Annotated in this window: 16 protein-coding genes; 14 read left to right on the top strand and 2 right to left on the bottom strand. The window is 62.9% G+C overall.

Translation table 11 applies throughout. The annotated features are described in order from the left end of the window. Positions 1 to 138 precede the first annotated feature (138 nt). Positions 139 to 636 carry a flagellar motor protein MotB gene (locus tag D0Z70_RS23710; RefSeq protein ID WP_119750627.1) on the bottom strand — a complete coding sequence of 166 codons (498 nt, stop codon included), beginning with the start codon at positions 634 to 636 and terminating at the stop codon, positions 139 to 141. After that, positions 633 to 1,301: a MotA/TolQ/ExbB proton channel family protein gene (locus D0Z70_RS23705; protein ID WP_119750625.1), complete on the bottom strand. Its 669-nt coding sequence runs from the start codon at positions 1,299 to 1,301 to the stop codon at positions 633 to 635. The genes D0Z70_RS23710 and D0Z70_RS23705 overlap by 4 nt, the downstream gene beginning before the upstream one ends. A gap of 266 nt (positions 1,302 to 1,567) precedes the next feature. Here D0Z70_RS23705 and flgB point away from each other — a divergent pair, with 266 nt between their 5' ends. The 14 genes from flgB to D0Z70_RS23635 all read left to right on the top strand — a co-directional run bounded on the left by flgB (position 1,568) and on the right by D0Z70_RS23635 (position 12,759). Continuing rightward, a complete protein-coding gene (gene flgB, locus D0Z70_RS23700; RefSeq protein WP_119750623.1) occupies positions 1,568 to 1,921 on the top strand; it encodes a flagellar basal body rod protein FlgB in 354 nt (117 codons plus the stop codon). Positions 1,922 to 1,941: 20 nt separating this feature from the next. Next, positions 1,942 to 2,334 carry a flagellar basal body rod protein FlgC gene (gene flgC / locus D0Z70_RS23695; RefSeq protein WP_239019118.1) on the top strand — a complete coding sequence of 131 codons (393 nt, stop codon included), beginning with the start codon at positions 1,942 to 1,944 and terminating at the stop codon, positions 2,332 to 2,334. Then, positions 2,331 to 2,987 (top strand): flagellar hook assembly protein FlgD, encoded by a 657-nt coding sequence (locus D0Z70_RS23690; RefSeq protein ID WP_119750619.1) that lies wholly within the window; start codon positions 2,331 to 2,333, stop codon positions 2,985 to 2,987. The genes flgC and D0Z70_RS23690 overlap by 4 nt, the downstream gene beginning before the upstream one ends. A 60-nt stretch (positions 2,988 to 3,047) precedes the next feature. Further along, the gene (locus D0Z70_RS23685; RefSeq protein WP_119750616.1) at positions 3,048 to 3,893 is read left to right on the top strand and encodes a flagellar hook-basal body complex protein; all 846 of its coding nucleotides are present in this window, start codon (positions 3,048 to 3,050) and stop codon (positions 3,891 to 3,893) included. A 73-nt stretch (positions 3,894 to 3,966) separates the two neighbouring features. Continuing rightward, positions 3,967 to 4,710: a flagellar basal body rod protein FlgF gene (locus D0Z70_RS23680; protein ID WP_119750614.1), complete on the top strand. Its 744-nt coding sequence runs from the start codon at positions 3,967 to 3,969 to the stop codon at positions 4,708 to 4,710. Positions 4,711 to 4,781: 71 nt separating this feature from the next. Further along, complete coding sequence (flgG, locus tag D0Z70_RS23675) at positions 4,782 to 5,570, top strand: flagellar basal-body rod protein FlgG (RefSeq protein ID WP_119750612.1); 789 nt, start codon at positions 4,782 to 4,784, stop codon at positions 5,568 to 5,570. Positions 5,571 to 5,578: 8 nt separating this feature from the next. Then, positions 5,579 to 6,352 carry a flagellar basal body L-ring protein FlgH gene (locus tag D0Z70_RS23670; protein ID WP_420820406.1) on the top strand — a complete coding sequence of 258 codons (774 nt, stop codon included), beginning with the start codon at positions 5,579 to 5,581 and terminating at the stop codon, positions 6,350 to 6,352. Between the two features lie 17 nt (positions 6,353 to 6,369). Further along, a complete protein-coding gene (locus D0Z70_RS23665; protein ID WP_119750629.1) occupies positions 6,370 to 7,488 on the top strand; it encodes a flagellar basal body P-ring protein FlgI in 1,119 nt (372 codons plus the stop codon). Further along, positions 7,488 to 7,811 carry a rod-binding protein gene (locus D0Z70_RS23660; RefSeq protein WP_119750610.1) on the top strand — a complete coding sequence of 108 codons (324 nt, stop codon included), beginning with the start codon at positions 7,488 to 7,490 and terminating at the stop codon, positions 7,809 to 7,811. Before D0Z70_RS23665 ends, D0Z70_RS23660 begins: the two co-directional genes overlap by 1 nt. Next, entirely contained in the window at positions 7,808 to 9,145 is a 1,338-nt protein-coding gene (flgK, locus tag D0Z70_RS23655) for a flagellar hook-associated protein FlgK (RefSeq protein WP_119750608.1), read from the top strand. The genes D0Z70_RS23660 and flgK overlap by 4 nt, the downstream gene beginning before the upstream one ends. A 19-nt stretch (positions 9,146 to 9,164) precedes the next feature. Next, positions 9,165 to 10,010, top strand: coding sequence for a flagellin (locus D0Z70_RS23650; protein WP_119750606.1), 846 nt, complete (start codon positions 9,165 to 9,167; stop codon positions 10,008 to 10,010). 125 nt (positions 10,011 to 10,135) lie between these two features. After that, positions 10,136 to 10,999 carry a flagellar motor stator protein MotA gene (motA, locus tag D0Z70_RS23645; protein WP_119750604.1) on the top strand — a complete coding sequence of 288 codons (864 nt, stop codon included), beginning with the start codon at positions 10,136 to 10,138 and terminating at the stop codon, positions 10,997 to 10,999. Positions 11,000 to 11,002: 3 nt separating this feature from the next. After that, positions 11,003 to 12,055: a flagellar motor protein MotB gene (locus D0Z70_RS23640; RefSeq protein ID WP_119750602.1), complete on the top strand. Its 1,053-nt coding sequence runs from the start codon at positions 11,003 to 11,005 to the stop codon at positions 12,053 to 12,055. 131 nt (positions 12,056 to 12,186) lie between these two features. Next, positions 12,187 to 12,759 carry a hypothetical protein gene (locus tag D0Z70_RS23635; RefSeq protein WP_119750600.1) on the top strand — a complete coding sequence of 191 codons (573 nt, stop codon included), beginning with the start codon at positions 12,187 to 12,189 and terminating at the stop codon, positions 12,757 to 12,759. Positions 12,760 to 12,963 lie beyond the last annotated feature (204 nt).

Genomic DNA, 12,963 nt, shown 5'->3' with positions numbered 1-12,963 from the left:
GGCGACAACCAGGCTCCACCCAAATCCCCCTGACCACTTGAACGATGCATCGACCATCCCTCCCACAATCAAAACAGAATCACATCTGATCGGTTTTGCAAAGGTCTCCTCAAAGGGGGAGGAGACTGTGGGCCAAGATCACAATCTGGCGTTAACACCCGGCGCGATGTGGATGATCTGGCCCTGCCCGCCCTTGCCGTCGGCCTGATCGAGGCCGCGAATCAGCAGGCGGTCCTGCGCTATGCCGTCCAGCTTGAGCGCGCGGGCGACTGCGCCGATGCGGGCGGCGGCGAGATCCCAGTCGTCGAAACGCTGCTGCGCGCGGTCGCTGCCATGGCTGCGAATCTCTACGCCGCCCGGCTCCTTTGCATATTGGCGGGCGATGACCGACAGGCGGGCGCGGCCCTGATCGCTCAATAGCGCTTCGCCCGGCACGAACAGTTCGACCGCGCGAATCTCTATGCCCGGCCGCATCGCGCGGCCGCCAAATTGCTGCGCGACCTGCGCCAGCATCGCGTCGCGGCGTGATCCGCTGGCCTGCAACAGCACGAAGAAGGCGAGCAGGAGCAGCAGCAGATCAGCGAAACTGACCGCCCAGCGGTTGCGCCGCGCGGTGGCGAGGGTGGCGGCGCTCATGCGACTTCGCGGATCGAGGCCCGGCGGCGCGGCGCATTTTCGCGCCGCGCTATGCCAAGCATTCGGGCTGCTGCCTCCTGCTGCCAGGCCAGTTCGCGTTCGGACAGGTCCGCCAGCCGCGCAGCAATGGGCGCGGCGATCATGTTGGCGATGACGACGCCGTAAAAGGTGGTGAGCAAGGCGAGTGCCATGGCAGGGCCAAGTGCTGCGGGATCGTCCATCGCCGCGAACATGCCAACCAGGCCGATGATCGTCCCGGCCATGCCCAGCGCGGGCGCGGCGTCGGCGACAGACAGCCAGACATTGCGCGCACCGGCATGGCGCTGCGCCCGGTCGGCCAGCGTCTGCGCCGCCCAAAGCTCGAACAGGTCGGTGCGTTCGCTATTGGCGAGTTTGCGCGCGGCCTCGGTCAGGAAGGGATTGGCGGTCTTGACCCGGTCGGTGCAGGACAGGCCGCGCAGCTGCGCCACCTGATCAATCTTGAGCATCGCGGCGCGGGCCGCATCGCGATCCCGCGTTGGATCGGCGGTCACCAGCGGCACAAGCGCCGCGATCGCCCGACCGAGCGCCGCCACGCCATTCTGGAACAGCGCCACAGCCATGATGCCGACGACCATGGCCAGCAAGGTGAGCGGGTCGAACAGATGGCCCATCGTCGCGATCATGCAAATTCGTCCCCGTTTTGGCCCCCGTTTCGGGCGTGGCCGGACAGCGGCAAGGCGGTGCCGCCGACCGGCAATTTCTTGCCGTCCTTGCCGCCCATAGCCGCCAAAGCCCCGGATTACCGGGATTTCCGCCCTGCCCCTGCGTCACCCACGCAAATTGGCACGGCTCTTGCGGATATACAGGCTGGATCGCCCGTATCGAACGCCATCAGGCATGAGAACGGCAGCGGTCGACCAACTTTTAGGCCTGGCAAAGGGCAAAAGGCATGTCGGTGGAAGAAAGTCTGTTCGGGATCCATGGAAAGGCGCTGGCGCTTCGTTCGCAGCGCCTGTCCCTGCTCGCGTCCAACATCGCCAATGCCTCGACCCCCGGATACAAGGCGCGCGACATTGATTTCGACGCGGCGCTGAAAAGCGCGACGTCGCAGGCCGATGTCTCGAAAGCCGCGGAAAACTCCATGGGTTATCGCGTCCCGCTCCAGCCCAGCCTGGACGGCAACACCGTCGAACTCAGCACCGAACAGACGCTGTTTGCGGAAAATGCCGTCAAATATCGCACGACCCTCTCTTTCCTTGAGGGCCGCATCAACACCATCAACCGCGCGCTGAAGGGTGAATGACCATGAGTGGCTCGGGTCCCATGAACGTATTCGACATTGCCGGTCGCGCCATGAGCGCACAGCTGGTGCGTCTGAACGCCACGGCTTCCAACATGGCGAATGCCGGCAACGTCACCGGCAGCGCCGCCGAAGCCTATCGCGCAATCAAGCCGGTGTTCACGTCGGTCACCGACAGCCCCGGCGTATCGACGGTCAAGGTAGCGCAAGTGGTCACCACCGATGCCCAGCCGACCAAGCGGCACGACCCCAACCATCCGCTGGCGGACGCCAATGGCGATGTGTGGGAAGCGGCGGTCGATAGCAATGCCGAGATGATCGACATGATCGAGACGGCGCGCATGTACCAGAACAATGTGCAGGTGCTCAACACCGCCAAATCCCTGATGCTCGAAACCATAAGGATCGGCAAATGACGACCTCTACCGTCACCGACAGCGCCGGGCTTTCGGTCTATAATCCGACTGCCAAGGTCGGCACCGGCAAGTCGCAAATGGGGCAGGAGGATTTCCTGCGCCTGCTCACCGCGCAGATGCAGACCCAGGACCCGTTCGAGCCGGTCGATAACGCCGAAATGGTGTCGCAGATGGCGACCATCACCAATTCGAGCGGCATTGCCGAAATGAACGCCAATTTGGCGTCGATCAAGGAACAGCTGACCGGCACGCGTCTTGGCGATGCGGCAAGCTGGATCGGCAAATCGATGCTGGTGCAGAGCAATATCGCAGCGCCCGACGCCACCGGCCTTTATGCCGGGCAGATCACCCTGCCCGCCGCCGTCGATGGCGCGTCGGTCGATCTGGTCGATGCCAGCGGCAATGTCGTCAAGTCGATCGACCTGGGATCACGGCCCGCAGGCGATGTCAGCTTCTACTGGGATGGCAAGGATGATGCGGGCAACACCATCAGCACCGCCGCCCTTCAGGTCAAGGTCAAGGGCGCGACGCCCAGCAAGGTCGCGACCTGGGCCACCATCGCCGCCGTCCAGTCTCCGGCGGACGGTTCATCGTCCAAACTCATCACCGCGCTCGGCACCTACAGCCCGTCGGACGCGCTCAGCCTGAGCTAAATCACCCCATTCCAAAGTTCCTTTTCACCCCCATTTTCTGTTCACTTAGGGAGTAACGCCATGACCTTCTATGTTTCCCTGTCCGGCCTCAAGGGCGCCCAGGCCGACCTGTCGGCCATTTCCAACAACGTCGCCAACGTCAATTCGACCGCCTTCAAGAAGAGCAAGGCGCAGTTTGGCGATATTTTCGCCGCCGCGCCGATGCAGACCACCCATCAGGTCGCTGGCCAGGGCGTGCGCGTGCAGGGCATTACCCAGCAGTTCACGCAAGGGACGATCGAAACCACCGACAAGACGCTGGACATGGCGATCACCGGCGAAGGCTTCTTCACCGTCAAGGCCGAAGATGGCACGATCAGCTATACCCGCAACGGTGCTTTCTCGGTCGATGATGATCGTTTTGCGGTCGATACCACCGGATCGCGCATTCAGGTGTTTGCGGTCGATCCCAACACAGGCGTGCCGACGACCGCCCCCACATCCGCCAGCACCCCGGCCGACCTGATCGATCTTCAGGTGCCGACCACCTATCAGGGTCTGGCCGATGGCGCGCAGTTGACCAGCGTGGGCGTGGCCAAGGATGGCCTGGTATCGGCCATCTATGCCGATGGCAGCACCGTCTATCTGGGTCAGGTCGCGATGGCATCCTTCAACAGCCTGGAAGGCCTGCGCCAGCAGGGCGATGCGCACTGGTCATCGACTGTCGCCAGCGGCAATCCGATCCTGGGCCTGGCCAATGAAGGCATGTTCGGCGCGGTCAATAGCGGGTCGCTGGAACGCTCCAATGTCGACATCACCGACGAACTGGTATCGCTGATCGCAGCCCAGCGCAATTTCCAGGCGAACAGCAAGGCGATCGAGGCGGCCAACACGCTGACCACCACCATCGTCAACATCCGCACCTGATAGGTGAACCGCACCGGCCTACACCCGCTGGGTGGAGGCTGGTGCAGCCTTCCAACGAACGTAGGAACTGTCCATGGACCGGCTCGTCAATACGGCACTTACCGCGATGCGCGGCGCAATGGCCCGGCAGGCGTCGATCGCAAACAATCTCGCGAACGCCAATACGGTGGGCTTTCGCGCCGAAATCGCCAATGCCGAGACGCGCTGGATCAAGGGCGATACGTTCGACACCCGCGCACAGGCATCCGAACAGGTGATCGCCGCCGACATGGCGCAAGGCGCGGTCACCCAGACGGGCAATGCGCTCGACGTGGCCCTGAATGGCGATGCTCTGCTCGCCGTTCAGGGTGCCGACGGCAGCGAAGCCTATACGCGGCGCGGCGACCTGAAAATCAGCGACAGCGGCCTTTTGACCACCGGCGACGGTATGCCCGTATTGGGCGAAGGCGGCCCGATCACCCTGCCCCAGCTGGACAGCGTGTCGATCGCGCAGGATGGCAGCATCTGGGGCGTTCCGCAGGGCGGAGACGCCGCCAATCCGCAGCGGATCGATGCGCTGAAACTGGTCAATGCGGCAGGGTCCGGCATTGCCAAAGGCACCGACGGCCTGTTCCGCGAAGTCAATGGCGGCGCATTGCCGCAAGACCCGCTCGCCACCGTGACCAGCGGATCGATCGAAGGATCGAACGTCAACGCGACGAGCGCGCTGGTCCAGATGATCGAGGCGAGCCGGGCGTTTGAAACCCAGGTCAAGCTGATCGACACCGCCAAACAGCTGGACGATGGCGGCGCGTCGCTGATGCGGCTCGACAGTTAAACTGGCACGAATATTGCTTTGATTGAGGCATCAGGCGTCCCTTCACGGCGACGCTTTACGGAGATGAGACGATGAGCAACGCCGCCCTTCATGTCGCCCGCACCGGCCTCGATGCGCAGAACACCAAGATGCGCGTGATCGCCAACAACCTGGCGAACGTCAACACCACCGGCTTCAAGCGCGACCGCGCCGATTTCGAAACGCTCGCCTATCAGCAGATGATCGCGGCGGGCGCCAATTCGGACAGCGAAAACAAGTTCGCCACCGGTCTCAATCTTGGCTCGGGCGTTTCGCTCCAAGGCACCAGCAAGATCAATACGCAGGGCACGCTGACCCAGACCGGCAATTCGCTCGACATGGCGATCGAGGGATCGGGCTTCTTTCAGGTCCAGCGGCCCGACGGCTCCATCGCCTATACCCGCGCGGGCAATTTCAGCGTCACGGCCGAAGGCACGGTCGTCACCAGCGACGGCCTGCCATTGATCCCGCAGGTGACCGTGCCCGAAGGCGCGACATCGGTGACGGTCGGCAATGACGGCACGGTGTCCGCCACGCTCCAGGGCGAAGCGACGCCGACGCAGCTGGGCCAGATCGAACTGGCGACCTTCATGAATGCAGCGGGGCTTTCCGCGATCGGCGGCAATCTGCTGGTCGAAAGCGCTGCCAGCGGCACGCCGCAGGTCGGCGTTGCCGGTCTGGAAGGACGCGGATCAATCCGCTCGGGCAGTCTGGAAACATCAAACGTCAATGTCGTCGAGGAACTGGTCGACATGATCGAGACCCAGCGCGCCTATGAGGTCAACAGCAAGATGATCAAGGCGACCGACGAGATGCTCCAGTACGTCAACCAGAATATGTGATCGGACTGATGCAAATCTCCCATAATCCGTTCGGGCTGAGCTTGTCGAAGCCTTCTACTGAGCGCAGCGAAGTGGCTTCGACTTCGCTCAGCCACACCCTTCGACTTCGCTCAGGGCGAACGGCAATATTGTGCCTGGCAGGCATCATCCTCGCCGCCTCACCTGCTCATGCGGGCAAGAAACGCGAGGCAGAGCGCGCGCTCTATGCGCCGACCGTGCTGGCGCAGCCGGTCGCGCCGCCATCCAACGGTTCGATCTTTCAGGCATCCATGGGCTATACGCCACTCACCAGCGGCGCGCGCGCCACGGCGGTGGGCGACATCATCACCATCGTGCTGGTCGAGCGGACTCAGGCGACCAAGAGCAACAGCGCCGACACCAGCCGCGACGGCAATATAGGCCTGACCCCGCCGTCCACCGGCCTGCTGTCCAAGCTGTTTTCGGCCAGCGACGTCGCCATGGGCGGCCAGAACGGCTTTACCGGCAAGGGCGGGGCAACCCAGTCCAACACGCTGTCGGGCGAGATCACCGTGACGATCGCGGCGACCTATCCCAACGGCACGATGCTGGTGCGGGGAGAGAAGGCGCTGACGCTCAATCGCGGCGACGAGTTCATCCAGATCAGCGGCCTTGTCCGTCAGGCCGATATCGGCCCGGACAACCGCATCGCATCAACCCGCGTGGCCGATGCCAAGATCATCTACACCGGCAAGGGTGAAATCGCCCGCGCCAGCAAACAGGGCTGGTTGCAGAGTTTCTTCTCGATGATCAGCCCGTTTTGATGGAGCGTTTCCCAGCCATGATCCTTGCCCTGCATCCGATCCGCTTCCTGACGCTGCTGGCGCTAGCCGTGCTGGCATCCTTCACCGTTCCAGCGCAAGCGGAGCGGGTCAAGGACTTGGGGACGTTCCAGGGCGTGCGCCCCAACCAGCTGACGGGATACGGCATCGTCGTGGGTCTGGCCGGCACCGGCGACGACAGTCTGCAATATGCGACCGAGGGCATGAAGGGCGTCGTATCGCGCTTTGGCCTGACGCTGCCGCAGGGGATCAATCCTGCGCTCAAGAACGCAGCCGCCGTGCTGGTCACCGCTGACCTGCCCGCTTTTTCCAAGCCCGGTCAGCGGCTCGACATCACCGTGTCGGCGCTGGGCAAAGCCAAGTCGCTGCGCGGCGGCACGCTGATCCTGACCCCGCTCCGCGGCGCGGACAATGAAATCTACGCCATGGCGCAGGGTAATCTGGCCGTTGGCGGCCTTGGCGTATCCGGCGCCGATGGTAGCCAGGTGTCGGTCAATATTCCCTCGGCCGGGCGCATCCCCGGCGGCGCGACGGTGGAGCGTGCCGTCGCGACCGGGTTCGATACCGCACCGACGCTGACCTTCAACCTCGCCGAAGCGGACCTCACCACCGCGCTGCGCGTCGCCGACGGTATCAATCGTGCCTTTGGCGATCGCCGCGCCCGCGCCATGGACGCGGTATCGGTGACGATCGATGCCATTCCGGGGGCGGAGGACCGCATCCTGATGATGGGCATGATCGAGAATATCGAGATTTCGCCAGCCGATGCGCCCGCCAAGGTCATCGTCAATGCGCGCACCGGCACGGTCGTCATCAACGGCGCGGTACGCATCCATCCCGCCGCCGTCGCCCATGGCAAGCTGACCGTCAGCGTCAATGAAAGCCCGCGCATCGTCCAGCCCGCGCCATTCAGCCGGGGCGAGACGGCGCAGGAGGAGTCGAGCAACATCAGCATCGACGAGCAGAAAAAACCTATGGTTAATTTTAAAGGTGGGGCGTCGCTGGCCGATATAGTCAAGGCGGTCAACGCTATCGGAGCCTCTCCTGCCGATATGGTCGCGATCCTTGAAGCCCTTAAGCAAGCGGGCGCGATGAAAGCCGAATTGGTGGTATTATGATGCAGATTGGCTCGACATCCTCCGCAACCGTCCCGTCCGGCGCAGCGCCCGCGAACAAGGCCAGTCTGGAAAAGACCGCGCAGCAGTTCGAGGCGATCTTCCTGCGTCAGATGATCGGCGCGATGCGATCGGCGAGCCTCGCCGAGGGGATTTCCGATTCCTCCGCAACCGAGCAATTTCAGTCGATGGCCGATTCCCGCACCGCCGACGCGATGGCGAGCGGCAACAGCCTGGGGATCGCCCAGTTGCTGATCAAGCAGTTCGGCGCGAAACCGGCACCTGACGCGCCTGCTGGCACGCCCGGCGGGTCAGGCGCGCCATGAGCGACCTGTTCATCATCGGGGCGTCCGGCACCCGCGCCTATCGCACCGCGATGGCGGCGATTGGCGAGAATATCGCCAATGCCAGCACCGACGGCTATGCCCGCCGGTCCGTGACCACCGCCGAATCCGGCGCATCCACCGCCACCATGGCGATGTATGTGTCGAAGGGGAATTTCGGCGGCACGCAGGTGATGAGCATCAATCGCGGCACCGACCCCTATCTGGATGCGACCGTGCGCATGACCGGCATGGCGCTGGGCAGCTCGACCGCGCGGCTGCGCTGGTTGAGCGATGCTGAAAATGCGCTCAACGACACCGGCACCGGCATTGGCGGGCTGATAACCGGCATGTTCCAGAATATGGAGAAGCTGGCCGCCAGCCCGTCCGACACATCCTTGCGGGTGACGACACTCGACAGCATCGGCCGGGTGGCACAGGCCTTTACCCAGACGGCAGCGGATCTGGAAGCGGTGTCGGAGGGGATCGCGACCGAGGCGGATGCATCGGTCAGCACGATCAACCGCGCGCTCGAATCGCTGGCCGACATCAACAACAGCCTGTTGCGCGCGCAGCCGGGCACGTCGGCCTATGCGCAGCTGCTCGACAGCCGCGACGCTGCGCTGCAGGATCTCACGGAAAATCTCAATGTCACGATCAGCTTTGGCGCGCATGACAGTGCGCAGATCAGCTTTGACGGGCAGACGCTGGTGCAGGGCAATGTCGCCACCAGCCTGGCGGTGGGCAGCAATGCCGACGGCACGCTGGCGCTGACGCTGGCCGATGGCACCGCGCTGGCAACGCCCGCCAATGGCACGCTGGGCGGGCTGTTTTCCGCCGCCGATACGGTGGCCGATCGCCGCGCGAGCCTCGACACGATTGCCGAGAAATTCGTCACCGACATGAACGCCTGGCACGCGCAGGGCGTGACCGACGGCGGCAGTGCGGGCGCGCCCTTGCTGTCCTATGGCGGCGGCGCGGCCAGCGTTGCGGCGCTGATCACCGATCCGGCGGAGCTGGCCACCAGATCGGCCAACGGCACGCTCAACGGCAATCTGCTGACCGTTACCTCCACCCTGCGCGGCAATGGCAGCGTCGAGCAGGACTGGACCGCGCTGATCGCCGCGCATGGCAATTTGCTGGCGGGGGTGAAGGCGGAAAACACCACCGCGCAAGGCCGCAGCGACCAGGCCGTCGCCGCGCGCGAAGCGGTGAGCGGGGTCGATCTCGACATGGAAGCCGCCGACCTTCTGCGCATCCAGCAGGCCTATTCGGCCAGCGCCAAGATTTTGCAGGTCGCCAAGGAAACCGTCGATTCCATCCTTCAGATACTCTGAGCCGCGAAAGGGCTGAGCCATGGTAGGTATCACCAACAAGATCATGCTCGCCGAAATCCGCCGGCAACAGCAATTGTCGCAGAATATCGTCGACGGACAGGCCGCCATTTCCACCGGCATCACGCTCAACAAGCCGTCGGACGACGCGCTTGCCTGGGTGCAGGTATCCGATGTGGGCCGCGCGCAGGCGCAGCAGTCGGCGTGGCAGACCAATATCAGCTATGGCAAGACCCGCGCCGCCAATGCCGAAGCCAATCTGTCGGAGGTCAACAACCTGTTGACCCGCGCGCAGGAACTGGTGACGTCGGCGCGCAACGGATCCTTGAACGACACCAGCCGCGCCGCGATCGTCGAGGAAATGTCGACCATCCGCACGACCATCAACGAACTGCTGAACCAAAAGGATTTTCAGGGCGTATCGGTGTTCGACGATCAGCAAAGCGTGCTGGTGCCGGTCAGCCGTGGCCTCAATCTGGCGGTGGTCGCGACCCGGCAGGAAGTATCCGAAGGCATCGACGTCAATGGCACGCCGATGTCGATCGACGGCATATTGGCCCAGAGCATCGATGCGCTGCAAAATGGCGACGATACCGCAATTGCGGCGGGCCTGGATGCGATCAAGGTGGGACAGAGCCATATTACCGTCGAACTGGCGCGGCAGGGCGTGCGCAGCAACCGACTGGATGTCGTGGGCGAACGGCTGACCGACATTGACCTCGATCTCACCGAACGGCGCTCCACGCTCGAATCGACCGACCTCACCGAAGTCATATCCAATGTGAAGGCGCAGTTGTTGCAGCTGGAGGCGGCACAATCGGCCTTTGCCCGGATCAACCAGCAGACTTTGTTCGACCTGATCAGCTGATCCGACGAAAATAAGTCGTCGTCCTAAACCGGACGCTAACCAGTCCGTATTAACCACATGACAGGCGCCCCTGGTGGCGCCGCCGGGGCTTACCGCTTCCGGGTGCTTATATCGGGGATAGTTTCATGTTCGCAGCCATTGGACTGGTCGTCCTGCTCGTCATGGTGTTTGGCGGCTTCGCCTTCACCGGCGGCGATCTTGGCCCGGTGCTTCATGCCCTGCCCCACGAAATGCTGATCATCGGCGGCGCGGCCGTCGGCGCGCTCATCATCGGCAATAGCGGATCGGACCTGAAAGCGCTGGGCGGTGGCCTGGGCAAGGTGTTCACCGGCGCCAAATATAAGAAGCAGGATTTTCTGGACTGCATCTTCCTGGTGAGCAAGCTCATGAAAACGCTGCGGGTCGAAGGACCGGTGGCGCTGGAGCCGCATATCGAGGACCCCTCGACCTCCACCATCTTCACCGAATATCCCAAGCTGATGAAGGACAAGGCGCTGATCCACCTGATCAGCGATACGCTGCGTCTGGTCGTCATCTCATCCGGCACGCTCGATCCGCACGCGGTGGAGGAAGTGATGGACAACAGCCTCAAGACTCATCACCACGAAGCGATCAAGCCCGCCGACAATCTTCAGGGACTGGCCGACGCGCTGCCCGCGCTCGGCATCGTCGCGGCGGTGCTGGGCGTGGTCAAGACGATGGGATCGATCGACCAGCCGCCCGCGATTTTGGGCGCGATGATCGGGTCGGCGCTGGTCGGCACCTTCCTTGGCATCCTGCTCGCCTATGGCATGGTCAATCCCTTCGCCAACCGCTGCCGCTCGGTGATCGAGGCGGACGGGGCGATCTACCATGTCGTCAAGCAGATCATCGTCGCCTCGCTTCATGGTCATCCTCAGCCGCTGGTGATCGAAGCCGCCCGTTCCGGCCTGACCCATGCCAACCAGCCCGGCTTTGCCGAAGTGTTTGATGGTATGCGGGGCAAATAAGCCATGGCGGAAAAAAAGCGCGGCGCGAACGAGCCGGAACCCCGGCCGATCATCGTCAAGAAAATCATCGTCGAAGGGCATGGCGGTCATCATGGCGGCGCGTGGAAGGTCGCCTATGCCGATTTCGTGACGGCGATGATGGCGTTTTTCCTGCTGATGTGGCTGCTGGGCGCGACCACCGAAAAGCAGCGTAAGGCGCTGGCCGACTATTTCACGCCGACACTGGTCGAACTGAAAATGGCGTCGGCTGGCTCCACCGGGCTGATGGGTGGCGACAGCATCATGGGCAAGGAAAATTACCCGACCACTGGTGGTCAGGGCAATCTGTCCATCACCATCCCGCGCGACGCGACCGGCACCAAGGATCAGGGCGGCAAGGCGATGCGCGCCGCCGACCGGCAGAAGTTCGAATCGATCAAGAAGGATCTGGAAGCGCGCATGGCGCGGCAGAAGGGGATGGCGAAGCTGCGCAAGAATGTGCGCTTCACCGAAACCCGCGAAGGGCTGCGCATCGACCTGATCGACGAGGCGGATTTCGCGATGTTCGCGATGGGCACCGACCGGCTGGTGCCGCAGGCCCGCGCGCTGATCAGCGAAGTTGCGTCCGTCCTGCAAACCATGCCCAACCCGCTGATCGTGCGCGGCCATACCGATGGGCTGCCCTATGCGTCGGGCCGGACCATGAACAACTGGCTGCTGTCATCGACCCGCGCCGAATCAACGCGCAAGGCGCTAGCCGACAGCGGCATCGGCAATGCCCGCTTCGCCCGGATCGAAGGGGTCGCCGACCGCGAACCCTTCATCAAGAACGACGCCTATGATCCGCGCAACCGGCGCATGTCGATCATCCTGGGCTGGACCCGTGGCGGCAACAGCGGCGATGACGCGGACATGGACGAAGAAACCAAGGCCGCGATCAAGGAACGCGACGACCCGGCCCGCGTGGCGAAAAAGGCGGCACAGAGTCTGGACATGGGCGGCACCGGCCTGCCCGGCGGCGCGGCGCTGCTGAACCCGACGGCGCCGGGACCTTCGGGGAAGCCGGGGAAGCATTGAGGATGGTGGGGTGACGTGAGGGGTGGGGAGCGGACTGGCGGCTTTGGATCAAATTTGCCTAAAAGAAGAACCTTATCTTCAAAGAAAATTAGGCAGAATTGGTTAGGCGCTTCCGTAAGGGAGATATGTGTATGCGCCAGATGGCACTGCTGGGTATTATGGGACTCTTAGTTGCTAGCCCTTCGCAGGCGCAGGCAGCAGGTACCGCCGACCTTGCTACGCGGTTTTTTAACGCTATTCCCGATATTTGCTTTCAAACGGCACGAGGGAAGCCGCCAACACAGGAGACTGCGGCGAGCCTTCTCCTCGAGAGTGCGTCAGAAGTCCCTCCAACGGTAAAGGCCCATTTCAATCGAGTTCCCACATGGTTTCGACTGAAGGCGCAGCCAGACGAAGTTTTTATAGGGGTCGGGGACAGTCCGGGAGCCTGTCATGTCGTGTTGGCTAACACAAAGCAGACGGTGGAAGTTCGCACCAAGGTTGCCGCACTTTTGAAGGCTGGTGGATTCCAGGTTGTCCACGAAAACACCATCCCCGGCTCAGACATTGACATGCTTTTCGTTTCAAAAGCACCCGATGGCTACATGCTCATTTCGCTCCAGGCTCCCCGAAACGTAGTGCGGGATGGGATAGGGGATCAAGGAGCCGTTCATGTCAAACTTATGCCAGCGGCCATGTTTGAATCGATGATTTCTAAGCGTTGAGATGTCCGGTTTCAGGGTTTTCGGAAAGATCATGCAATGACCTGCATGGTCGCTTGCGGCCCTCCCGTTGCCCCCTCTCCCTTGAGGAGACCTTTGCAAAACCGATCAGATGTGATTCTGTTTTGATTGTGGGAGGGATGGTCGATGCATCGTTCAAGTGGTCAGGGGGATTTGGGTGGAGCCTGGTTGTCGCCGGATTTGGGG

The organism is Sphingobium terrigena, from assembly GCF_003591655.1.
Classification (GTDB): domain Bacteria; phylum Pseudomonadota; class Alphaproteobacteria; order Sphingomonadales; family Sphingomonadaceae; genus Sphingobium; species Sphingobium terrigena.
Note: the sequence above shows the minus strand (reverse complement) of the source record. Positions and strands in the feature narration are given on the sequence as shown.

Bases quoted from the DNA above. Each gene is read 5' to 3' on its own strand.
- D0Z70_RS23705 (WP_119750625.1), bottom strand. From the start codon at position 1,301: ATGATCGCGACGATGGGCCATCTGTTCGACCCGCTCACCTTGCTGGCC.
- D0Z70_RS23665 (WP_119750629.1), top strand. From the start codon at position 6,370: ATGATCCTTGCCCTGCATCCGATCCGCTTCCTGACGCTGCTGGCGCTA.
- D0Z70_RS23690 (WP_119750619.1), top strand. From the start codon at position 2,331: ATGACGACCTCTACCGTCACCGACAGCGCCGGGCTTTCGGTCTATAAT.
- D0Z70_RS23660 (WP_119750610.1), top strand. From the start codon at position 7,488: ATGCAGATTGGCTCGACATCCTCCGCAACCGTCCCGTCCGGCGCAGCG.
- motA (WP_119750604.1), top strand. From the start codon at position 10,136: ATGTTCGCAGCCATTGGACTGGTCGTCCTGCTCGTCATGGTGTTTGGC.
- flgB (WP_119750623.1), top strand. From the start codon at position 1,568: ATGTCGGTGGAAGAAAGTCTGTTCGGGATCCATGGAAAGGCGCTGGCG.
- D0Z70_RS23635 (WP_119750600.1), top strand. From the start codon at position 12,187: ATGCGCCAGATGGCACTGCTGGGTATTATGGGACTCTTAGTTGCTAGC.
- D0Z70_RS23670 (WP_420820406.1), top strand. From the start codon at position 5,579: ATGCAAATCTCCCATAATCCGTTCGGGCTGAGCTTGTCGAAGCCTTCT.
- D0Z70_RS23650 (WP_119750606.1), top strand. From the start codon at position 9,165: ATGGTAGGTATCACCAACAAGATCATGCTCGCCGAAATCCGCCGGCAA.
- D0Z70_RS23685 (WP_119750616.1), top strand. From the start codon at position 3,048: ATGACCTTCTATGTTTCCCTGTCCGGCCTCAAGGGCGCCCAGGCCGAC.
- flgC (WP_239019118.1), top strand. From the start codon at position 1,942: ATGAACGTATTCGACATTGCCGGTCGCGCCATGAGCGCACAGCTGGTG.
- D0Z70_RS23710 (WP_119750627.1), bottom strand. From the start codon at position 636: ATGAGCGCCGCCACCCTCGCCACCGCGCGGCGCAACCGCTGGGCGGTC.
- flgK (WP_119750608.1), top strand. From the start codon at position 7,808: ATGAGCGACCTGTTCATCATCGGGGCGTCCGGCACCCGCGCCTATCGC.
- flgG (WP_119750612.1), top strand. From the start codon at position 4,782: ATGAGCAACGCCGCCCTTCATGTCGCCCGCACCGGCCTCGATGCGCAG.
- D0Z70_RS23640 (WP_119750602.1), top strand. From the start codon at position 11,003: ATGGCGGAAAAAAAGCGCGGCGCGAACGAGCCGGAACCCCGGCCGATC.
- D0Z70_RS23680 (WP_119750614.1), top strand. From the start codon at position 3,967: ATGGACCGGCTCGTCAATACGGCACTTACCGCGATGCGCGGCGCAATG.